Source organism: Vibrio profundi (assembly GCF_005281835.1).
Taxonomy (GTDB): domain Bacteria; phylum Pseudomonadota; class Gammaproteobacteria; order Enterobacterales; family Vibrionaceae; genus Vibrio; species Vibrio profundi.
On sequence record NZ_RZIS01000002.1, the window covers coordinates 517393 to 539561 of the forward strand.

A 22169-nucleotide genomic window follows, 5' to 3' on the forward strand; every position below is an offset into this window, starting at 1 on the left:
CATCCATAGAGATAAAGCCCTACACGATAAATATAAAAAGGATATGAACATGAAAAACGCTTTTAGCGCTGTAGCACTAGGTACTCTAGTTGCACTGGGTTCTTTTGGTGCGAATGCTGCTATCGAAGAAGGACAACTAACGATTTGGATCAATGGTGACAAAGGTTACAACGGTCTAGCGGAAGTTGGTAAACAATTCGAAGAAGACACAGGTATAAAGGTGACAGTTGCTCACCCTGACGCACTTCAAGATAAGTTCCCTCAAACAGCTGCTACGGGCGATGGTCCTGATATCGTGTTCTGGGCACATGACCGTTTTGGCGGCTACGCTGAATCTGGTCTTCTAGCTGAAATCAAACCATCTAAAGAAATTAAAGATGGCATTGTAGATTTTGCGTGGGATGCAGTGAAATTTGAGGGTAAATACATCGGCTACCCAGTAGCGGTTGAGTCTCTATCTCTAATCTACAATAAAGATCTTGTGCCAAACCCACCGAAAAGCTGGGAAGAAGTTGAAGAGCTAAATGCGAAGCTTCAAAAAGATGGCAAATCAGCGATCATGTGGAACCTAAAAGAACCTTACTTCACATGGCCATTAATGGCGGCTGATGGCGGTTATGCGTTCAAATACACATCTCAAGGCTACGATGTAAAAGATGCAGGTATTGCAAACGGTGGCGTTAAAGACGCGATGAACTTTGTAAAAGGCCTAGTAGATAAAGGCGTTATCTCTGCAGACATGGATTACTCAGTGTCTGAGTCTGAATTCAACAAAGGTAACACTGCGATGACTATCAACGGCCCTTGGGCTTGGGGTAACATCGAAAAATCAGGCATCAACTACGGCGTAACAACCCTGCCTAAGTTTAATGGTCAATCTTCTAAGCCATTCGTTGGTGTATTAACGGCGGGTATCAGCACTGCTTCTCCAAACAAAGACCTAGCGGTTGAGTTCATTGAGAACTACCTACTGACTAACGACGGTCTACGTAAAGTGAACAACGACAAGCCACTAGGCGCGGTTGCACTTAACTCTTTCCAACGTGAGCTAGATAGCGATACGCGCATTGCAGCAACAATGGATAACGCGATGAACGGCGAAATTATGCCGAACATCCCACAAATGGGTGCGTTCTGGGGCGCGGCTAAAAATGCCATCATTAATGTTGTAGATGGTCGTCAAACTGTTGATTCAGCATTGGCTGACGCAGAAAAACAAATGACTAAGTAATACGCTTCAACAACTTTTAAGGAGAGGGCAACCTCTCCTTACTTTTCTATTTTATATCTCTCGCTAGCAGGTTCCTCTATGCAGTCAGTTCAAGGTACAGATGCTATCTCAGCACCAGCAAACTTACCCGCCAGTAAAAGTGTGTTCATTAAATGGGCATTACTTGGTTCGGTAGGTCTGGTTAATGGCTACGCAACTATTCTTATGTATTCTCGTGGTGAGCTCGCATTCGCGTTGCTTACTGTGATTCTCACCGCTCTGGCCCTTTATATTTTTGGCAGTAAGAAAACTTACGCCCACCGCTATATTTACCCGGGTATTGCCGGAATGATTCTATTCATTCTTTTCCCATTGGCATACACCGTCGGGTTAGCATTCACCAACTATAGTGCGAAAAATCAACTGTCATTGGATAGAGCCCAATCGGTACTGATGGACAGAACTTACCAAAGCGGTGATAGCTACCCATTCACTTTGTATAAAACGGACGATGGCCACCGCATTGCGGTTAAAAAAGGCGATCAACTATTAGCGACAGACGCGTTTTCTTTAGACAATCTAGCCGTCAACGATATGGATCTTAGCCTTGTCGAAAGTGTTGAAGGTTCTAAAGAAAAAATCAAAACGATCATTCAAAATCGTACCAAAATCAGCGGTGTCGATTTCCACTTACCAAGTGGTGAAGATATTCGTATGAGTGGGCTTCGTAAATTTGCAGCAGTTGTACCGCTTTATACGCTGCAAGCAGACGGCGAAACTCTAGTAAATAACGAAACTAACGAAACGCTAAAACCAAACATGGAAGTGGGCTTCTACCAACCAGTAGATGACAACGGCCAATTTATTGGTAATACCGTCTCTCCGGGTTTCATCGTTGATATCGGCACGCACAACTTTGAACGAGTGTGGAAAGACGAAGGCATCAAAGAACCTTTCATCAGCATCTTCATTTGGACGGTGGTGTTCTCTGTTGTGACCGTTGTGCTGACTCTGGTTATTGGTTTGGTATTGGCGAGCGTGGTGCAGTGGGAAGAGCTGAAAGGACGTGCGATTTATCGAGTGCTATTGATTCTTCCTTACGCGGTTCCAGCTTTCATCTCAATTTTGATTTTTAAAGGTTTGTTCAACCAAAGCTTCGGTGAGATCAACGTGGTACTGCAAAGCCTATTTGGCATTAGCCCTAACTGGTTCTCAGATCCACTGCTAGCGAAAACCATGGTGTTGATTGTAAACACTTGGTTAGGTTTCCCTTACATGATGATCCTATGTATGGGTCTATTAAAAGCGATTCCTGAAGATTTATATGAAGCGTCTGCTATCGATGGTTCGAACTTTATCGACAATTTCCGACGCATCACTTTCCCGTTAATGATTAAGCCGTTAACACCACTGCTGATTGCTGCGTTCGCGTTTAACTTTAACAACTTCGTGATGATTCAGTTGTTGACTCAAGGTGGTCCTAACATGATTGGTACCTCTGAGCCTGCGGGTTACACCGACCTACTGGTGAGCTACACCTACCGTATCGCGTTTGAAGGCAGTGGCGGTCAAGACTTTGGCCTGGCAAGTGCGATTGCAACGCTTATCTTCCTATTGGTTGGTGCGCTTGCATTGCTCAACCTTCGTTTCACTAAACTGTCTCAAGATTAAGGAGCAACAACTATGGCTATGGTACAAGGTAAAAACCTTAAATACCGAGTATGGGCAACACATATTGCGTTGTGGTGCTTCTTAGCGATGATTATTTTCCCATTGCTAATGATTATTGCGATTTCTTTCCGTGAAGGTAACTTCGCAACAGGTAGTTTGATACCTGAGAATCCTTCACTTGACCATTGGAAACTAGCATTAGGGATTTCAGTCACAAACGCCGACGGAAGTGTAACGCCGCCTCCGTTCCCTGTTCTGACGTGGTTATGGAACTCGGTGAAAGTCGCGGGCATTACGTCTATTTTAATTGTGGCACTGTCAACAACGTCTGCTTATGCGTTCGCTCGTATGCGTTTTAAAGGCAAAGAAACCATCCTAAAGGGCATGATGATTTTCCAAATGTTCCCTGCGGTACTGGCATTGGTCGCGATTTACGCCTTGTTTGATAAGCTGGGTCAATATATTCCGTTCTTAGGTTTGAACACGCATGGCGGCCTGATTTTCTCTTACCTAGGTGGTATTGCCCTGCATGTTTGGACGATCAAGGGTTACTTCGAAACTATTGATAATTCATTAGAAGAAGCGGCAGCGCTTGATGGCGCGACACCTTGGCAAGCTTTCAGGTTAGTACTGCTTCCGTTGTCTGTGCCTATTCTTGCGGTTGTGTTTATTCTGGCGTTTATCGGTGTGGTGGGTGAAGTTCCAGTGGCATCATTACTACTTTCTGATGTAAACTCATATACATTAGCTGTAGGTATGCAACAGTATTTATACCCTCAGAACTATCTATGGGGTGACTTTGCTGCAGCGGCTGTTCTTTCAGCATTACCGATTACGATTGTATTCTTATTGGCACAGCGCTGGTTAGTCGGAGGTTTGACTGCTGGTGGTGTGAAAGGATAAGGTATAGCAGAATAACAAAGATAAGAGCGGCGTTAAGCCGCTCTACAATGGCATTTTATTACATCATTTGGTTTGGCCGCCGATCAGTAATAAAACCCAGACACTAGCGTTACGTATAGCTGGCTATTAGCCTGGGTTCCTTACCCCATGCAAGCTAATAGTTGTTGTAACCAAAACCCGAGCACTTATGTGGCTTGGGTTTTTTTATGTCTTCTGATTATCGCAATCGAGTATATTCTGAGCGCGCGCTATTGATAGGTTAGTTAGATTGGGCTGCGTGAGACTTCAATGATTAATATGTAATCACTATCTCTGTTGCATAAAAACTTGAGGTAAAGAAAATCAGAATTCGCGGCTAGAGGGGGCGCAGCCTAGATATTGCAATAATACGTAGATGCTTTCTTGGTCAAGAGCGACTTTGCGAAATAGGTCTGCAAACGTACTATCACCGCCGAAACAGGCCTGAATGTAATGATTGATCTCATCATTATTATAGCCTTCTACATACAGTGTTCGTACCCATTGATACTCCACGGCTTTTAGATTGACCAAGGTGGATTCGCTGAGAGTAGTCGTGGCAAGACTCACAAATTGCTCCTGATGATTCATTGACATACATTCCAAGAATCAGGATTAGACCAAAGCAAAATGACGAATTGATGACAGGCAAACGGTTATTTGAAAATGACTATCATTGGTGGGATTTTCATACAAAAAACGAGCGATTATTCGCTCGTTTTGGATACTTCGTATTAATTTGGCTTGAACACGTTATTTCAGGTATTTTACGTGCGCTTCCATCTCCTCGCCGATTTGCTTACGCATATTCATCAAACGAATGGCTGAGTCACGCATTTCAATATCTTCAGGGGTTTCTGGCACCCATTCAGGTACTTTGGTCGGGTTACCGTTTTCATCAACCGCAACCATAATCACGATACAGTGCGTTGTGAGTCGGTTGTTTAGCTCTTTTGGATCGCTGGCTTGTACATCGATACCAATATGCATAGATGATGAACCCGTGTAAATAACACGTGCACGAACTTCTACGAGATTACCTACGTGGATAGGCGCGACAAAGCGAATGCCCCCGGCGTACGCCGTTATACAATATTTGCCACTCCAGCCTGCAGAGCAAGCGTAAGCTGCCAAATCAATCCATTTCATGGCGGCACCACCGTGTACCTTACCGCCAAAGTTTACGTCGCCCGGCTCAGCTAAAAAGCGTAAAGTGATTTCACGTTGTCCATTTGATCTACCTTGACTGCTGCTCATACGTCTTCCTAATTTCTACTTATTATTCTTTGGCTACAGACCCTTTGACCGAAACCAATAACCAGAAATCGATTCAGCGAATAACTTCTAATTATATAGAGTTGCGGCGATTTGAGTCTTCTAGTAACAAAAACATTACTTACTAGCAACAATAGCGTCTTAGTACACAGAATTAAAGTAGAGATTCCCTTTAATCCACTAGATTTAGTTGGCACAATTGATCGACTCTAATAATAAGTAACCGACATGCGTATTCTTCATACTTCAGATTGGCACCTAGGCCAGAATTTCTTCACCAAAAGCCGTAAACATGAACATCAAGCTTTTCTTTGCTGGCTGTTAAAGCAGGTCGATGAGCAAAACATTGATGCTGTGGTCATCGCTGGCGATGTCTTTGATACCGGTGCGCCGCCGAGCTACGCGCGAGAAATGTATAACCAGTTTGTCGTCGATCTAAACCGACAAAATTGCCAGTTGGTCGTATTGGGTGGAAACCATGATTCGGTTTCTACGTTGAACGAATCTAAACAGCTACTGGCATGTTTGAATACGCACGTTATTGCTAATACCTCTGATGATCTGGATGAACAAATCATTGAGCTTCATACCAAACAAGGGATAGGCGCTTACTTGTGCGCTGTGCCGTTTGTTCGTGCTCGTGATGTGGTGAGCAGCCAGGCGGGAGAGTCGGGTGTTGAGAAGCAGCAAGCGCTTGGCAAAGCGATTGAGCAGCACTATCACGCACTGTATAACCGAGCGCGAGAAATGCGTGAACAAAATAGCCTCAACGTTCCTATCATCGCGACGGGGCATTTGACTGCGCTTGGCGTTACAGCGACTGAGTCTGTTCGTGACATTTACATCGGAACACTGGATGGCTTTGATGCTAAAGGTTTCCCTGCCGCTGATTACATTGCGTTAGGGCATATTCACCGCCCTCAGATAGTTGCGAAACAACAACATATTCGATACAGCGGTTCACCCATCCCTCTGAGTTTTGACGAACTTAAGTCAGACAAGCAAGTCATGTTGGTGGAGTTTTCCGATGGCAAGCTCAGCCAACTTGACGCTTTATCTGTGCCTCGTTTTCAAGCTATGCATAGTTTGAAAGGCGATTTGAGCGAAATAGAAACTCAGATTAAAGAACTGGCACAAGAGTACGCCGAACAAAGTGTTTGGGTGTCCATTGAAGTTCAGGTTCAAGATTTCTTATCTGATCTGCAAAATCGAATCCAGTTAATGGTCGAAGGTACGACGATTGAAGTGTTACAGCTACGCCGTTCAAGAGAAAGCTATGCCGCTTCGCTGAAACAAAGCAGTAATGAAACTTTGGCTGAGTTAACGCCGTTCGACGTGTTCAGCAAGCGTTTAGATCTTGAAGAGTTTGAGGGTGAAAAAGAAAAAAATAGGCGCTCTCGTATTACCCAAACTTTCCAACAAATTGTTTCCGACATTGAACATCAGGAGCCAGCAGAATGAGAATTTTAACGCTTCGTTTTGGCAACCTGAATTCATTGAAGGGTGAATGGAAAGTTGATTTCAGCCAATCGCCGTTTGCAGATAACGGGCTATTCGCCATCACAGGCCCGACGGGGGCCGGCAAAACTACCTTACTTGATGCGATATGTTTGGGGCTATACCACAGCACGCCAAGGCTTGGGCAGTTGTCTACGAGCAGCAATGAAATTATGACACGAGGAACAGCGGAGTGTTTTTCGGAAGTCGAATTCGAAGTGAAAGGTAAGGCATATCGCGCGTTCTGGAGTATGCGACGTTCAAGAGGCAAGGCCGATGGCAACCTACAGGCTGCGCAAGTAGAGCTTGCTGAAGTCGCAAGCGGTAAAGTACTGGCTACGCAAATCAAAAAGAAGTCAGAGCTAGTGGAGTCATTAACGGGGCTCGATTTCGCTCGTTTCACTAAGTCGATGATGCTCTCTCAAGGTCAGTTTGCTGCGTTTCTTAACGCCAAAGAAGCCGAAAGGGCTGAGCTATTAGAAGAGCTTACCGGAACCGAAATCTATGGGCTGATTTCTGAAAGTGTTCACCAGCACTTCAGCCACGCCAAGCAAACCTTGTTGCAATTAGAGTCTCTGGCGCAAGGTGTTCAACTTCTTAGCGCTGAGCAAATTGCAGAGCTAACTGAAGAGCTGAAACAGATAGAACACCAGCAACAACAAGTCAAAGCTCAGTTATCACAACTAAACGAGCATAAAGCTTGGTGGGATCAGCTAGAGAAAGAGCTGCAAGAGCACGATAAAGCTCAGCAGCAGCACCAACAAGTGAAAGTTGAACTCGAACAAGCGGCCCCTGAGTTAGCCAAACTCGCTAACAGTGAACCGGCAGAAAAGCTTCGTGCACCTTATTCTTTGTGGCAAGAAGTAGATACGCGATTAAAAGGCTTAGCAGAGCAGCTCGTCGTTAAACAAGCACAATGTGAACAGTCTCAGCAAAGTGCTTCTGAATCTGAACAGCATGTGACGAAAGTACAGAATAATGTTGAGGTCGTGAAGCAAGAACAAGCTCAGCAAGAGGCACTGATTAATGACAAAATCATTCCGTTAGATAATCAAATATCTACCGTAAAACAGCAACAAGATGGTTTATTTGAACAACAGGCTAAACAGCGTAGTTCGTTGGAAACACAGCGTTCAGCGCTGTCTTCTTTAGAGTCGAAAGCGCTTCAATCTCAGCGTGACATCGCCGCTCTAGAAGAGTATCTGGAAAAGCATTGTCACGATGAAAACGTAGAAGTGCAGTTGGAAGGCTGGAAAGCGCAACATACTCAGTGGCTGCGTGATACTGAAAACCTTCGTCAGCTTAATGAGTTTCAAATCAAAGCGGACAAATCGGTAACAGAACAAGCATTACTGGTGAACAAGTGCCAAGCCGAACTCGAACATGCGTTGAAGTCGCTCGCGGAAAGTGAGCAGCGACATATTCAGGCGCTAGCAGTGTTAACCCCATTAGTTGAGCAGACGGATAAAACGTCACTTGAAGCGGAACATTCTCGCTTAATGAATAAACTCTCTATGCGCCACTCGTTAACGAGCGTTCAATCTCAATGGGAGCAATTTAGCCAAGAGTTACAACAGAAACAGCAGTGGCTACAGCAAGCGCAAAACAAACATCAAGACTTAGAACAGCAAAGAGAGCAGTTGCGTAACCACTATCAAACGCAAAAACAGCTGTTGCAGTCGATGGACCGTTTGATTTCTCAAGAAGAACATTTGGCTCATTATCGAGCTCAATTGGAGCCTAATTCTGAATGTCCACTGTGTGGTTCATTTGATCACCCGAAAGTGTCCGATTCGTCGCTAGCCAGTCAAGGTGAACTGGTGGCACAGAAGCAGCAAGCTCAGCTCGACTTTGAAAAAACAGAGCAGCAAGGGCGCGATATTCGTGCGGAATTAGATGGCCTTGTTCGCCAACAAACAGAGTATACGCAGCGAGTCGTATGGCTTGAAGGGCAGATCGGTTCGACAACCGTGAGCTGGGCGGAACTTAATCGTGAGCTTGGTACTGAGTTACTGATCGCTCAGCCAGAGACGATTGCCATACATATGCAGGTGCTAGAGCAAAATAAACAGGACATAGCTAAAAAAATCGCTGAGCTTGCAGAGGCCGAAAAGGCTGTTCAGCAAGCGAATGAGCAGCTGTCGAAAGCGCAATTGCACCAACAGTCGGTTCAGGGGCAGTTAAATTTAGAGCAGCAGCGTAATGAATCTCTTGCGAAAGAACAAAGTGCCACTCGACAGCAGATTTCTGAGTTGAGCTTATCTTTGGATGAACTCGATAATGGGTTAAGAAATGATATTGAATCGAGCGGCTTCTCGCTTAGCACCGAACAAGCGATAGACGTTTGGTTTGAGCACAAGAAATTGGATGCTAAAAAATGGCAAAGTTCGAGCAAAGCATTAAGCGAAAACCAGAAGCAACTGGCGGTGCTTCAAAAAGAACTGGCGACAACCCAAGATCAAGTTGCTGAACTGAATCATCAGCAACAGGAGCTAGATAAAACGCTGGCTGAAACTGTTCAATCATTGGATAAATTGGCTGGCGAAAGGTTGGCCTTATTTGGTGAACGTATCGTTCAAGTAGAGCGAGAAACACAAATTGCTAAAGTGGCAGCGGTGGAAAATGAACTTGAGCAAATAAGGCTACGCCATCAACAGCAACAGGCCGTTTTGCACTCTTCACAAGCAGAGTTGAAGATGCTCAATGAAAGTATCATTTCAGCGCAAAGTGACCTTGAAGCAAAAGGGAACCTTTGGCGAGAAGCGTTAGAGAGTAGTCCATTCGAAGAAGAGTCGGTGTTTTTAAGCGCGTTATTGGCTGAAGATGAACGCGTACGACTTGTTCACCTTCAGCAGGAGCTCAACAAGCGCTTAGAAGGCAGCTTAGCGCTGTTAAATGCGTGTGTTGACGAAATGACTAAGCTGAAACAAACCGAACATGCAGAAGCTTGGCAGCAAACAGAACCGGTTCAGGTGGCGGAACAGATCGAAGCGCAGCAGCAAAGCCTAGACGCCGCAGTGAAACGTTCAGGTGAACTGCATAATGAGCTGGAATCCGACACTAAACGTCGAGAGGGCCAGCAATCGTTATTCGATCAAATCGAGGCGTATCGTCAAGAATACGATGACATTCAATATTTGCACTCTTTGATCGGCTCGCAAAAAGGTGACAAGTTCCGTAAGTTTGCTCAAGGACTCACATTAGACAATTTAGTGTATTTAGCGAATAAACAACTTGAACGTTTACATGGGCGTTACCTTCTTAAACGTAAAGACGGCGAGGGGTTAGAGCTGTCGGTATTAGATACCTGGCAGGGTGATACCGTTCGTGACACTAAGACCTTATCGGGTGGTGAAAGCTTCTTGGTGAGCTTAGCATTGGCACTGGCGCTCTCGGATTTGGTGAGCCACAAGACGAGCATCGATTCGTTATTTTTAGATGAAGGATTCGGTACGCTTGATGCTGAAACGCTTGATATAGCATTGGATGCGTTAGACAACTTAAATGCGTCAGGGAAAATGATTGGCGTGATCAGCCACATAGAAGCAATGAAGGAACGGATTCCTGTTCAGCTTAAAGTGACGAAAAAGAGTGGCTTAGGTGTCAGTGTACTTGAGCCGCAATATCGTGTCGCTTAGCGAGCACATTTAGCTTAACCCAAACAAAAAAACACCTAGCAATTGCTAGGTGTTTTTGATTAAGCCTTGGCGGTACTCGTTATTTTGAATTTGGTACTCTATTTTGCCAACTGATTGTCAATTCTTCGATCAACGACTTAATTTTAAATTAATCAATATCATGATGTAACTGTCCGATCGGACAGGTTAAATTGATACTTCAATCAACTAGGTTTTTGTTTCCATATACAAGGAGACAAAAACATGACAATTTCAATACATTCCCATGACCTAAACCAAATCCCTTCTTCTGATTACCACAACCTGTTAAGGCTTAGATACAAAGTGTTCAGTGCCCGTTTACGCTGGGATCTTAAAACCAGCCAGCAAATGGAAAGTGACCAATATGATATCGAGATGGCCCATTATTTATACGCAAAAGAAAGTAATGGCCATTTAGTTGGATGTTGGAGAATTTTACCGACCACTGCCGCTTACATGCTCAAAGATACCTTTCCTGAATTGCTTGGCACCGAACCTGCGCCAACGGGAAAGCGTATTTACGAGCTGAGCCGCTTCGCAGTTGATAAAGACTATTCCAAAAGTGTAGGAGGCGTTAGTAACGTCACACTGAAAATGTTTCAGTCGCTTTATGAGCATGCCCAAGAGCGAGACATTGATTCGTACGTGACAGTCACGTCGGCAGCAGTCGAGAAGCTCATTGATCGTATGAACATTCCGTTCAAACGTATCGGAGATGGCAAGGTGCATATGTTAGGAGAAACGCGCTCGGTGGCGTTGCAGATACCGATGAATGAAAGCTATCGAGTGAGTGTGTTTGGCTAGGTCGAGCCAGTATCATTAACTCTCTAACGAATATGCTCCAGACATTGGAGCATATTATTGGGAGGGGGGCTAACCAATCAATGAGTTAGATAGAAGCCTTAAACGGCAGGGTAAATATGGCCGCCTAAAATTGCCTTAGTGATCGCTTGATAGCGGTTGTTTGCTCCAAGCTTTTTACATGCATTCGAAATATGAAACTTAACCGTTCGTTCAGAGCACCCTGAGATAGCGGCTATTTCCCACGCACTTTTACCTTCAGCCGCCCATGTTAAACAGTGAGTCTCTCTTTCGGTTAAAATCACGGTAGGGATTGCATCTTTGTGGTTTTTAGCAATATTGGTGATGTTGGATGCAATGAGAGGAACAATAAGCTGAGACATCTCAATACTAGGGTTGTTTAGATCGTAAGACTTAGCGTCTGAAGTCGCAAAGCTAATCATACCAAACTCCCCTTTCAGTCCATGGACTGGAATACTGAAGCCTTTTTTTAGGCCGTTACAACGCGCTTCTTCAAAAATCTCGACGCCCTGACCGGTTTGTTCTCTTACGTCATCCCACTTGATCGGCAAAAAGTTTTGCATGCTGTAGGCAACGATAGGATCGACGTGCATGAAGCCAGACTCATCGTACTGTTCGCGCCATGAAGCGGGGTAGTTATCCGTCATGAGGATTTCGCTATTTTCTAATTTCGGCTGCAAGGAAAGGCCAAAAAGAAAATATTCATGATCGATAATATTGGTGAGCTTTAGCAAGGTTTGCTCAAGTTGCTCATGGCTCGTTATTTCACGATTTTCTTCGATTAGTCTGAGGATCTCTTTCATCGTATTTTGAACCTACTAAACTCGGTCTTACTAATGATACTTATGTCAGGTTTATCAGTGAAAGTACGTGAATAACATCATATTGCAATGGATGTGTGATGAGAAATGATTTGTTTGATGAAATAACGCACGTTTCGTGCGCTATTTCATCGAAGATTGAGCCGCTTATACCACTTCAATGATGACTTCGTTCTCGCGAGCTATCGCCGCAATTTCCTTAGGTGGCGGTACATCGGTGAAGATTCGGTCGATATCTGAAATGCTGCCAAGCTTCACCATGGCGTTACGACCAAATTTACTGTGGTCGACACCTAAGAACACGCAGCGACTGTTTTCGATAATCGCACGTTTTACACGAACTTCATGGTAATCGAAGTCTAACAGCGAGCCATCGTGGTCAATGCCACTAATACCTAGAATACCGAAATCGAGTCTGAACTGTGAAATGAAATCTAGCGTGGCTTCACCGGTTACACCACCATCAACGTTACGCACTTCTCCACCTGCCAAAATGACTTTGAAGTCAGGTTTAGTCATTAGAATAGTCGCGACGTTAATGTTGTTGGTGACGATTCTAAGTTGTTCATGCTCTTTAAGTAAGGCACGTGCTATGGCTTCTGGTGTGGTTCCGATATCAATGAATAACGTAGCGCCATTGGGAATGTGCTGAACCAAAGCTGATGCAACTTTCTCTTTCTCATCTTGTGCTGAAACTTGGCGAGATTGATAGGAAGAGTTCTCTGAACTGGAAGCTAAAGTGGCTCCACCATGGTTTCTGCGCAGTTTATTGAGTTCAGCGAGTTCGTTGAGGTCACGACGAATGGTTTGCGGGCTTACGTCAAAACGCTCAACTAATTCGTCAGTGCTGACAAAGCCATGGGTTTGGACGAGTTCAATAATTTCCTGATGACGCTTTACCGCTTTCACAATCTATTCCTTAATTTGTTTACTGCGTTCAGTGTAAGCGTACCGATGACAAATTCAAATAAACAGAGCGACTGTAACGCAAAAAATGAGCGTTTAAGGGCATATTTTAATTAAACGAAAGGGAAAATCGAATGATTTTCCCTAGATTGATTAACGTTACGAACACATATTCACATTCGTTTTACGTGCTTTCATTGAGGTTGTTCCTTATAGAACAAGACGGTGAACTATTGTTCGACGAAGTACAGATCTTTGGCGTATATGTTTCCTTTCGGGTTGTTTTCCGGGAAACCGTGCAAATTACTTCGCACTAAACGCGTATGATTGTAATGATAAAGAGGGATGACCGCCGATGCTTGGTTGAGTAAACTTTCTGCTTGCTGGTATAGCTGATAACGTTCACTTTGCTCAGACACTAAGCTCGCTTGCTTGAGAAGCTTATCGAATTCTTGGTTGCAGTAGCCGCTTTCGTTAGCGCTGTGCTGGCAGGTAAAGCCTTCGAGCAACGCTGACGGTTCCGGGTAATCACCAAATGCCCAAGATCTCGCCAATTGATAATCACCAGAGCTTTTTGCCGCGACGTAAGCTTTCCATTCCATGTTTTGTAGATCAACTTGAACGCCTAATGGTTTCCACATAGAAGCAATCGCAATCGCGATTTTCTTATGGTTTTCACTGGTGTTGTAGGTGAGTGTGAAACGTAAGGGGTTGTCTTGGTTATATCCGGCTTCTGCGAGTAATTGCTTTGCTTGTTCAACTCTTTGGGTGGCGGTAAGAGCAGCAAATTCAGAAGCTGGAGATTGGTAATCAGGAATGGTGCTAGGGACGACATTGTAGGCCTCAGGTTCTCCTTGGCCAGTCACTTTATCGACAAGAATATCGCGATGTACAGCCATGCTTAGTGCTTGTCGAACTTTTAGGTTATCAAACGGTGCTTGGGTGGTATTGAATGCGTAAACGTAAGAGCCTAACAATGGCTGAGCTTTAATTTGCTGCGGATCTTCGCTCTTGAGCTTATTGTAGTATTCAAGCTGGACTCGGTTGGTCATGTCTATTTCGCCGGCCTGATAGCGAACAAGCTCAGCATTTTGTGAAGACAAACCAAGGTAAGTCACTTTGTTGATAACGGTTTTACTATCGTCCCAATATTGCGAATTCCTACTGACCTCAACATATTCATTCGGCACCCATTTTTTGAGTGTGTAAGCTCCGTTAGAAATGATGTTTTCCGCTCGTGTCCACTGGTCACCTTTCTCTGTCACAAGGCTTTGAGGAAGGGGGAAAAAGGTTTTAATGCTCATTAAGCTCAAGAAGTAGGGAGTAGGCTTTTCAAGCTGTATTTCGACTGTTTTGTCATCTAAGGCTTTGATCCCTAATTCAGACGCTGGCTTGGTCCCTTGCAGAATCTCATCAGCGTTCAAGATATTCGCAGTGACAAAGTAGTGACCTGTGTTGTTACCTGTATTCGGGCTAACGGCTCGTTGCCAACTGAATATAAAATCAGACGCGATAACAGGGGCGCCATTAGACCACTTGATGCCATCTCGTAGAGTAAATGTGATGGTTTTTCCGTTCTCGCTGATCGTCCATGAGATAGCTTGCCCCGGAATAATTTGCCCTTGACTGTTTTCGATCACCAAGCCTTCAAACATATCATTGACGATAATGTCTCCAGGCATACCTGAATTCACGAAGCTAGGGTCTAACGTGCTAGGTTCTGCACCATTACCACGAACAAAATGTTGCTCTTTGGCTAGGGAAATATTAGTGGGAATATCGGCAGCGAAGGTTGAAGCTGAGGCTGATACGAGAAGTGCGGGGATTAAAAGTTGAAGCGGTTTATTTGTCATTGTAATTCCTTTACGACATAAACAGAACTTCATGCATTAAATATAACTCCCTTATAAAAAGCAAATACTTACTACCCGTATTTTCGAAAGTTGAGTGCAAAGCCTTATCGAGAATCGTTAAGGCTTTGCGGGCTTGTTATAGAGTGTTTTGTGGTTTAACGGTAGCGCTAGAGACTAGATTGGGTGCTAACGCTTTTTGCTTTTTGATTTGAGAGAGGATGACGCCTGAAATGACCATTACACCACCAATCATATGGAAAGAGTAGAGCTGTTCACCCAGCAGGCTTGCAGCAAGAATGATCGCGAACACAGGCAGTAAGTTCATGAACATTGCGCTGGACTCTGCTCCGATGGCATCAATCGATTTCACCCACATCCAAGGAGCAAGGATAGAACCCGCAATAGCTGCGTATGCAATCAAAGGTAATGATGCTTGCGTTGGCTGTAATTGCTCGCTGCTCAACCAAAGCGGAAGCAACATCAGTACTGCGAAAACGCCCTGCACATAAATTACGACCCAGTTAGTGAGTGGCATTTTCCAACGTTTAAGCAGCACGCAGTATGTGGCGTAAACGCAGGCTGCAATGATCATTAAGCCGTCACCTTGAGTGATATCTTGGTGAATGAAGAAAAGCGGGTCGCCTTCACCGAGCATTAGCGCTAATCCGGCCAATGAAATTACACCGCCGACAACACTTAACGTTGAAATGGATTTACCTAGCAAAGGCACACTAATAAATACGCTGATCAACGGCACAAGTGAGGTAATTAACGCCATATTAGAAGCGGTAGTTGTTAAACCTGCGTAGTAACCGAGCGACTGGTTAAGCACCATGCCCAAAAAACCAAGGAGAGCAAGTTTGCTGAGGTTAGGCTTAATAATGTGCCACTGCTTTCGAACAGACCGGATGCAAAAAGGCGTTAAGATCAGCATCGCGACGAACCAGCGATAAAAGCTCATCGCGCTTGGCTCAATGGCGCTAGCGGCTAATTTGTTCACGATAGAGTTAGCACCCCATATGAATACAGTGAACAAAGGTAGAAGGTATATCATGTGAATTCCGTCGCAGTTTGGTGGAGTGAAACTAGTTTGACAGGTCGCAATGGTTATATGTATCTTTAAAAAGACATTGAGCGCGATAGGAAGACAAGTTTGAAAAAGCAGCAACGAATCCTTCATCCATCTTTATCAATCGATAAGGCTCCATCCAACGTATTTATGAATTTCGAAGCATTTTTGTCGAATACTGAAACGCGAGTGCATAGTCACCCTTGGGGGCAAGTTCAGTTGATTAGCGGTGGGATTTTGGAAATGGAAGCCGAAGGGACGCGCTTTCTTGCTCCGCCACATCTTGCTATTTGGGTACCTGCTGGGGTTATGCACTGCAGTTATAACCGAAAGCCTTTGGATTATTGCTCGTTGAATATCGCGCCAGAGTTGACGCAAACGCTGCCTGAAAAAACCAGTTTGATTAAGGTGACGTCCATCGTGTCGTCGATCATTGATGATTTTCGCTTAAGAGAAATCAACGTTGCCCAAAGTGACGAAGATAAGCGCTTAATTCAAGTCTTGCTAGATCAGCTATCAACCAGAGAAGTCGCCCATCATTTCTTACCATCGAGTGACAACAAATACTTAGCACCAATTCTGTCATCGATTGAAGAAAATCCAACAGAAGAAGTCTCGTTAAAGCAGTGGGCAGAACGTGTGCATACTACAGAGCGAACCTTGGCGCGCCATTGCCAAAGTGAGCTTGGAATGAGCTTTACTGAGTGGCGGTTACGAGTGCGGTATTTGCACTCTATGGATTTATTGAGGAACGGACAGTCGGTAAAAGAAGTCGCGCTAACGCTAGGTTATAACCAAGCTAGCCCTTTTATTAGCATGTTTAAAAAATACTCAGGCCAAACCCCCGAGCAGTACAAAAACCGATTGCTGTGAGTGGGTGCTATTTTTTACAAAGTATTGGCTCGCTGGAATACAATTCGATGACTGGTTGAAATAGGGCTAGTTGTTTGAGTGCAAAAAACACCCTCCTTTATATTCAGGTGCGAGCTGGCTTTCGATAGTAATATTTAGACCCCTCTTCTAACAAAACTGTAGTGTGACACAATTGTCTTCAAAGGCAGTCCCGCGTTTTAGGATGTGACATTCGTAATGCACAGCTTTAAGTTTTGCGTTAATTCCCAGATCAACCTTAAGGCCTTACAAAATCTACCTGTGCAGAAATCAAGTCGATTATTGTTTGTGAGATCTAGATATCAGTATTAAAGTTAAATTAAATCAGTTCGTTACCTTGTATTACCTAATGGTGTGTACCAATCTTATTTCATAAGCATGGATAAGGATTGTGTATGCCTGTAACGTCAGTAAAAAACAAAGGGGTAGTAAGGAAAGTCTTACTGCCTTCTTTACTTATTAACCTCTTGTCATTAGCCGTTCCATTAACGGTTCTCCAGATCTACGATCGCATTCTTCCCAATCAAAGCTATGGTACGGCCACACTGCTTTTAGCTGGGGCAACACTAGCCGTAGCCATGGAAGCTCTCATACGTTTTGTTCGCACTTGGCTTTTGTCTGCCGCGGCCAGCAATACAGAAAAAGCCACTTACCAAACTTTGGTTGAAAGGGTGACGACTGCTTCATCAGGCCACCTTCGTAAGCTCGGTGTGGGCGGTGTCGAAGAGGGACTAGGATCGGTATCCAAAGTTAAGGATTGGTATTCTGGTGGAATAATCTCTGGCTTTATCGACTTGCCTTTTGCATTGATCTTTCTTGGGCTGGTGGCTTATATCGGCGGTGAGCTAGTGGCGATACCTTTGGCAGTTTGGCTCATTACGCTTGGTATTGTTTGGCTGTCTTCTATCCGCGTGAAAAGTTTAAGTGAAGAAGCTTCTAAAGATGAACAGGAGAGAAAAGCCTTCTTGATCCTTCTTAGCCAAACCATTCAGGGTATTAAACGTCAGGCTGTTGAATCTCGAATTTTTAATCAGTTTAAATCGCTCAATAATGTCCGATCTCAATCCAAAGCCAAAGAAGAAGAGCAGAATGCCTTCGCTCAAGAGTGTATTCAGCTTGCCGCACTCGCGACTTCTGTGTTGTTGGTGATTATCGGGAGCTTGTGGGTATTGGATGGCCAATTAACAACGGGTGGGTTAGCAGCATGCTCCATCTTGTCGGGTAGAGCGGTTGCGCCTCTGAGTGCTCTGGTTGGGGTTCGAATCAAGCTTAATTCAATCCATAGTGCCAATCAGGCAATTGAAAAGTTAGGAGACTTGTCACTGGCTGAGTCCGCTGGTTCTGAGCTTAATTTCTCTGACTTTGAGACTTTAGAAATCAAGCAAGCCACCGTTGAAAGGTATGGTGAACTCGCCAGTGCGGATGTGACGCTGAATAAAGGTGAGCTGGTGTTGTTAGAGAGTGAAGATCGCCACATCAATAGTCACTTACTGTCTTCGATAGCAGGGATTGATGATTTGACCGCGGGTGAGTGCTTCATTAATGGCGAAGCCGTTTCTATTGCTTCTGTCGCTCAAGCTACAGCTTACTGCGGGGTTAAAGGGCAGTTAGTCTCAGGTACGATTCTGGATAATTTGTGTGGCTTTGACCCTGAGAGAACACAAAGCGCCAATGATTACGCTGTGCGCTTAGGATTAACCAAAGAAATTACGCGTTTACCTGATGGGTTAGAAACACAAATCGGCCATACAAGTGCTTCTTTGTTGAGTATGGGCAACATTAAAATGCTCAATATTGCGGCTCAATTAGCGAGTGGTAAGCCCGTTATCATGCTAGAAAGACCGGATTCATCGCTCGATCTCAATGCTCTCGGTAATCTGGTCAAGGTGCTGGAAGAAGAAGTATTGGCAGGGCGCACCATATTAATGGTGAGCTATCATGCAAAACTTCGCGAAATAGCGAGTCGAACAATTACAGTAGCAAACGGTTCGATTGCCGAAGACAGTTCTAATCAGCAGGAGGTCATTGCATGAATCGTTTAGATGCTAATCGCCATCGCGAAACAGACGGTCAACATGAGCCGATGAACCGACTGGAAACTGAAAGCCTTTCTGTGCTCAAGGCGTTGGAAGTAAATGCGAATATCCAACTGTTCGCTCGCCAATGGGTTGATGAGAACGGCATTGAATCAATAGATGATATGTTTGCCCTGTTTGATAGGCTTGCATTGCCATATCGCTTGGTTGCTAACCTAGATGAGGTGGGCGATCACAAATTAGTGCTCCTAGTTCTTAGTGAAAGTGAATTGGTTTCTGGTCACTTGGAGTCAAAACAGTTTGTGGCTGTTGATGGCAATGAAGACGTTTCAGAGGTTCCTCAATTTTGCATTGTGATCGAAGGGGCGCCATTGGAGAAGGCTTCTCCGGATTGGGTTGGTGAACGGTTACATGCTTTTCGTCCTATCATTCCTAAATTGCTCTTGGTTAGCTTTATCACCAATCTATTTGCTCTCGCAGTACCATTCATCACGATGTCGATCTATGACCATGTAATCGGTGGCGATGCTGGGCACGAACTGCAAGGAATTGCCATTGGTGCAGCCTTGTTGTTTGTGATGATGGGTTGGTTAAGAACATTGCGCAGTCGAGTGTTTGCTTCTGTGTCCAACCGAGTCAGCCGAGAAATATCTCAGTCCCTTGTGCAGCGACTATTAAGAAATAGCTATGCGCAAAATCAGCAAACTGCCTCGTCTAGTCAACAAAACCAAGTGATGTTATCTGAACGTATTTCAGGTGTGTTATCAGGACCACTCGGTAATGCGTTGTTTGATTTACCTTTCATTGCCATTTTTGTTCTTGCTATAGGTGTGCTAGGTGGATGGCTGGTACTGGTTCCAATCGTCTCTTTGGTTCTGTATTACCTGTTAGCTAAGCGCTCGATACGTTCGAGTAGTAAGCGCTCAATGCAATCGACGGTAGCCGGCACGAATCGTCAAAATATGACTAATGAGTTGTCGTCCAAGCTTGCTTTTATTCGTAGTGCCGGGTTTTCGGAACACTGGATTCAACGTTTCCAAAAGGCCAATCTGCTTGCCTCTACGGTGACATTTAATCAATCGGTGTTGCAAAGTCGATACACCTCGATTTATTACTTTATTGGAGTGGGTTCAACACTGGCTGTTATGGGCTTAGGTATTGGACTTATTTTCGAGCAAGTGATGACGCCCGGTGGTTTGATTGCATCAATGATGTTGATTTCCAAAGTAACTGGGCCTGCGCAGGTTCTAGCAAACAGCGCGATGCGTTTTAATAGCTTTAATCAATCTAAGCTGCAGGTAAATCGTATCCTGTCTCAGCCGTCTGAACGTGAATTCAGTTACCAGCATCATCCATTGCCATCGGTCGCTCCGAACTTGAAGTTAGATCAAGTGACTCTCCGTTACCCTAAACAGAGTCGCCCTGCATTGAATGGCGTAAGTTTTGATGTTGAAGCGGGTGATATTGTGGCGATTACTGGCCCTTCAGGCAGTGGCAAATCGACATTAATTGAAGTGTTGTCCGGTTTACAGCCTATTCAAAACGGTATGGTTGAGCTTAAGGGGGTAAACCTTGCTCAGTACGATCCGCAGCTCTATCGACACTGGTGTTTCATTCGCGCTGCTTACCCTGACTTGCTCACTTTGAGTATTCGAGAGTGGTTGAGCGATGGACATAAAGTGGAGGAGCAGAAAATGATCTCAGCCATTGATATGGTTGGTGGCAAGCGCTGGTTCTCCGCATTACCAGATGGGTTGGATACCGCTATCAGCAGCATCCAGCCGGATAGCCTGTTTGACATGTTGTCAGGCACTGTCGCTCAGATCCTTATTGACGCCAAAGCTTTGGTGTATGACTACCCGATGTTCCTAATGGATAACCCGGTGCCTGATGGCCATCCCAATGCTAAACGTGTATTCGGTGAGTTCTTGGCGATGAAGAAAGGAAAAGCAACGGTGATATATACGTCGCATGATCCAGATTTGATTAAGCTCGCTGATAAAGTCGTTGTGTTAGACGAGGGTGCTGTGGTTTATGCAGGTCCTCTGGAGCAGCCATCAGAGTCTCAAGAGCAGCATCTATCTGCCACACAAGAGTTACCAAAGCAAAAAGTTGAGTCAAAGCAAGGAGTCGCTAATGGCTAAAAAACCTATCGAGACTGGCAAGCGTTACGGCGAGCTTGTTGAATCACAAAATACAGCTCGAACATTGGCATTGGCGACATGGTCCGTTGCCTTGTGTGTTATCGCTTTTGTCACTTGGTCTGTGGTCACCCAAGTGGATGAAATCGCAAAAGCAAAGGGTGCGGTGATTCCTGAAGGGGAAAAGCAAGTATTACAAAGCGCCATTGGCGGTAAGTTAAAGCAAATTCTCGTTAAAGAGGGTCAACTGGTAGAGAAAGGTCAGCCGCTTGTTGAGTTTGATGCTACTTTCCAGCGTACAGCGCTCGAAGAGTTGAAATCACAACAAGTAACCTTGCTTGCGAGTATCGAGCGTATGAACGCTTTGTTAGACAATCGTGAACCGAATTTTGGGGAGTTTGAAATTGATTTCCCGGAGATCGTTAGTCAACAAAAGGCGCAGTTAAATGCTCAAAAAGGGCTCTACTATCAAAAACGCATTGTTTTGGAAAAGGACAGTGAGCAGATAGCAGAGCAGCTTCGCGTCGTAGAAAAGTCTCTACCTAGCTACGACAAAGAGCTAAGTGCTACTAAGCAAGAACTGAACATCTTAGAAAAAGGTTATAAGGCCGGCAACATCTCTCGTTTACGCGTGCTTGAAATGCGTCAGAAGTTGGCCAGCATAGAGCAGAAAATTGAAGAAGCTCGCGGCAAGAAGTCGGTTCTGATTAAACAGGCAGACAGCAATGAGCAAAAAATCGAGCAACTTCTTGCAGAAGCCAAAGCAAAAGTAAGTGACGATCGATCCAAAGCGGTATCAGATTTGTCGGCTCTTAATGCACGAGTGCGTTCAAGCCAAGCAAAACTGACGAACACCATGTTAGTGTCACCGCTACAAGGCTTGGTACAAAGCCTGCCAAGTACACAGAACGGCGGCGTTATTCAACCGGGCGGGACTGTGGTGGAGATCGTTCCTGTCGGCGGTAAAGCAGATTTTAAAGCTCGTTTATCACCGAGGGATATTGGTTTCGTGAACGTAGGTCAGCCAACTCGAATCAAGATTGACGCGTTTGATTACAGCCGTTTTGGTGCTTTAAAAGGGCAGGTTGAGAGTATTTCACCGACCACAAGCCAAAGTGAACGAGGTGAAATCTATTATGAGGTTGTGGTGTCTGTTGAAACGCCATACTTCCGTGACAACCCTGAAAGCTTTTCTATTCTTCCTGGAATGACGGGTGAGGTAGATATCACGACGGGCGAGAAGTCGGTGTTCCAATACCTTTGGAAGCCAATCTATACCAATATCAGTGTTGCATTCGGAGAAAGGTAACTTAAAGAGTCACAACCGTCTCTTTGTTCAGAACGATACAAGAAACAACCATTAAAAAGGGAGCACATAGCGTGCTCCCTTTTGTTTT

The 22169-nt window shown here is 44.7% G+C and carries 16 protein-coding genes; 10 read left to right on the forward strand and 6 right to left on the reverse strand.

Features of this window, described 5'->3' with window-relative positions; all coding sequences use genetic code 11:
• Positions 1-49: 49 nt before the first annotated feature.
• From malE to malG, 3 genes are all read left to right on the forward strand, one after another.
• Complete coding sequence (gene malE, locus ELZ11_RS07225) at positions 50-1231, forward strand: maltose/maltodextrin ABC transporter substrate-binding protein MalE (RefSeq protein ID WP_137356707.1); 1182 nt, start codon at positions 50-52, stop codon at positions 1229-1231.
• Between the two features lie 78 nt (positions 1232-1309).
• Positions 1310-2881 (forward strand): maltose ABC transporter permease MalF, encoded by a 1572-nt coding sequence (gene malF, locus ELZ11_RS07230; protein WP_137356708.1) that lies wholly within the window; start codon positions 1310-1312, stop codon positions 2879-2881.
• A 12-nt stretch (positions 2882-2893) separates the two neighbouring features.
• Positions 2894-3784 (forward strand): maltose ABC transporter permease MalG, encoded by an 891-nt coding sequence (gene malG / locus ELZ11_RS07235; RefSeq protein ID WP_137356709.1) that lies wholly within the window; start codon positions 2894-2896, stop codon positions 3782-3784.
• Positions 3785-4126: 342 nt separating this feature from the next.
• On the opposite strand, the gene ELZ11_RS07240 is transcribed toward malG, so the two are convergent.
• Positions 4127-4372, reverse strand: a complete 246-nt coding sequence (locus tag ELZ11_RS07240) for a hypothetical protein (protein ID WP_137356710.1) — start codon at positions 4370-4372, stop codon at positions 4127-4129.
• A 183-nt stretch (positions 4373-4555) separates the two neighbouring features.
• Positions 4556-5059, reverse strand: a complete 504-nt coding sequence (locus ELZ11_RS07245) for an acyl-CoA thioesterase (RefSeq protein WP_137356711.1) — start codon at positions 5057-5059, stop codon at positions 4556-4558.
• Between the two features lie 246 nt (positions 5060-5305).
• Between ELZ11_RS07245 and sbcD the strand changes: the two genes are divergently transcribed.
• The 3 genes from sbcD (at position 5306) to ELZ11_RS07260 (ending at position 11037) form a co-directional block, all read left to right on the forward strand.
• A complete protein-coding gene (gene sbcD, locus ELZ11_RS07250; protein WP_137356712.1) occupies positions 5306-6538 on the forward strand; it encodes an exonuclease subunit SbcD in 1233 nt (410 codons plus the stop codon).
• A complete protein-coding gene (locus ELZ11_RS07255; protein WP_137356713.1) occupies positions 6535-10212 on the forward strand; it encodes an AAA family ATPase in 3678 nt (1225 codons plus the stop codon). Before sbcD ends, ELZ11_RS07255 begins: the two co-directional genes overlap by 4 nt.
• A 243-nt stretch (positions 10213-10455) precedes the next feature.
• A complete protein-coding gene (locus tag ELZ11_RS07260; protein ID WP_137356714.1) occupies positions 10456-11037 on the forward strand; it encodes an acyl-homoserine-lactone synthase in 582 nt (193 codons plus the stop codon).
• 98 nt (positions 11038-11135) lie between these two features.
• Here ELZ11_RS07260 and ELZ11_RS07265 read toward each other — a convergent pair whose 3' ends face one another.
• From ELZ11_RS07265 to ELZ11_RS07280, 4 genes are all read right to left on the reverse strand, one after another.
• Positions 11136-11858, reverse strand: a complete 723-nt coding sequence (locus tag ELZ11_RS07265) for a LuxR family transcriptional regulator (protein WP_137356715.1) — start codon at positions 11856-11858, stop codon at positions 11136-11138.
• A gap of 165 nt (positions 11859-12023) precedes the next feature.
• Positions 12024-12785, reverse strand: a complete 762-nt coding sequence (locus tag ELZ11_RS07270; protein ID WP_137356716.1) for a DeoR/GlpR family transcriptional regulator — start codon at positions 12783-12785, stop codon at positions 12024-12026.
• A gap of 227 nt (positions 12786-13012) precedes the next feature.
• On the reverse strand, positions 13013-14635 hold the full coding sequence (locus tag ELZ11_RS07275; protein ID WP_137356717.1) for a peptide ABC transporter substrate-binding protein: 1623 nt from the start codon (positions 14633-14635) through the stop codon (positions 13013-13015).
• 136 nt (positions 14636-14771) lie between these two features.
• A complete protein-coding gene (locus ELZ11_RS07280; protein WP_137356718.1) occupies positions 14772-15689 on the reverse strand; it encodes a DMT family transporter in 918 nt (305 codons plus the stop codon).
• A 99-nt stretch (positions 15690-15788) separates the two neighbouring features.
• On the opposite strand from ELZ11_RS07280, the gene ELZ11_RS07285 reads away from it, so the two are divergent.
• The 4 genes from ELZ11_RS07285 (at position 15789) to ELZ11_RS07300 (ending at position 22081) form a co-directional block, all read left to right on the forward strand.
• A complete protein-coding gene (locus tag ELZ11_RS07285) occupies positions 15789-16577 on the forward strand; it encodes an AraC family transcriptional regulator (protein WP_137356719.1) in 789 nt (262 codons plus the stop codon).
• Positions 16578-16990: 413 nt separating this feature from the next.
• On the forward strand, positions 16991-18628 hold the full coding sequence (locus ELZ11_RS07290) for an ABC transporter transmembrane domain-containing protein (protein ID WP_137356720.1): 1638 nt from the start codon (positions 16991-16993) through the stop codon (positions 18626-18628).
• On the forward strand, positions 18625-20775 hold the full coding sequence (locus tag ELZ11_RS07295; protein WP_137356721.1) for a peptidase domain-containing ABC transporter: 2151 nt from the start codon (positions 18625-18627) through the stop codon (positions 20773-20775). The genes ELZ11_RS07290 and ELZ11_RS07295 overlap by 4 nt, the downstream gene beginning before the upstream one ends.
• The gene (locus ELZ11_RS07300; RefSeq protein WP_137356722.1) at positions 20768-22081 is read left to right on the forward strand and encodes an HlyD family type I secretion periplasmic adaptor subunit; all 1314 of its coding nucleotides are present in this window, start codon (positions 20768-20770) and stop codon (positions 22079-22081) included. The genes ELZ11_RS07295 and ELZ11_RS07300 overlap by 8 nt, the downstream gene beginning before the upstream one ends.
• Positions 22082-22169 lie beyond the last annotated feature (88 nt).

Coding starts and splice junctions, on each gene's coding strand:
- malE (WP_137356707.1), top strand. CDS start 50: ATGAAAAACGCTTTTAGCGCTGTAGCACTAGGTACTCTAGTTGCACTG.
- malF (WP_137356708.1), top strand. CDS start 1,310: ATGCAGTCAGTTCAAGGTACAGATGCTATCTCAGCACCAGCAAACTTA.
- malG (WP_137356709.1), top strand. CDS start 2,894: ATGGCTATGGTACAAGGTAAAAACCTTAAATACCGAGTATGGGCAACA.
- ELZ11_RS07245 (WP_137356711.1), bottom strand. CDS start 5,059: ATGAGCAGCAGTCAAGGTAGATCAAATGGACAACGTGAAATCACTTTA.
- sbcD (WP_137356712.1), top strand. CDS start 5,306: ATGCGTATTCTTCATACTTCAGATTGGCACCTAGGCCAGAATTTCTTC.
- ELZ11_RS07255 (WP_137356713.1), top strand. CDS start 6,535: ATGAGAATTTTAACGCTTCGTTTTGGCAACCTGAATTCATTGAAGGGT.
- ELZ11_RS07260 (WP_137356714.1), top strand. CDS start 10,456: ATGACAATTTCAATACATTCCCATGACCTAAACCAAATCCCTTCTTCT.
- ELZ11_RS07265 (WP_137356715.1), bottom strand. CDS start 11,858: ATGAAAGAGATCCTCAGACTAATCGAAGAAAATCGTGAAATAACGAGC.
- ELZ11_RS07275 (WP_137356717.1), bottom strand. CDS start 14,635: ATGACAAATAAACCGCTTCAACTTTTAATCCCCGCACTTCTCGTATCA.
- ELZ11_RS07280 (WP_137356718.1), bottom strand. CDS start 15,689: ATGATATACCTTCTACCTTTGTTCACTGTATTCATATGGGGTGCTAAC.
- ELZ11_RS07290 (WP_137356720.1), top strand. CDS start 16,991: ATGCCTGTAACGTCAGTAAAAAACAAAGGGGTAGTAAGGAAAGTCTTA.
- ELZ11_RS07295 (WP_137356721.1), top strand. CDS start 18,625: ATGAATCGTTTAGATGCTAATCGCCATCGCGAAACAGACGGTCAACAT.
- ELZ11_RS07300 (WP_137356722.1), top strand. CDS start 20,768: ATGGCTAAAAAACCTATCGAGACTGGCAAGCGTTACGGCGAGCTTGTT.